1 protein-coding gene is annotated in these 259 nt (G+C 52.9%); it reads left to right on the forward strand.

The genetic code is table 11. The features are described 5' to 3' along the window. The coding region (locus tag ACYP03_RS26855; RefSeq protein ID WP_459782788.1) for a glutaminase at positions 1 to 259 on the forward strand (259 nt) is incomplete at both ends.

Here is a 259-nt window from a genome sequence, read left to right on the forward strand (position 1 = left end):
TTATTCAGGCCGGCGACAGCGAAGAAGGCTTCTCAATCCAGTCGATCTCCAAAGTGCTGAGTCTGACTCTGGCTATGACATTGTATGAGGCTGATGAAATCTGGTCCCGTGTCGGTAAAGAACCATCGGGCCATGCGTTTAATTCGATGATCCAGCTGGAGCTGGAGCAGGGTATTCCACGTAATCCTTTCATTAATGCCGGTGCGCTGGTGGTGTCGGATCTGTTGCACAGCCGGCTTTCCGCGCCGCAGTACCGTAT

Source organism: Photobacterium sp. R1 (assembly GCF_054600795.1).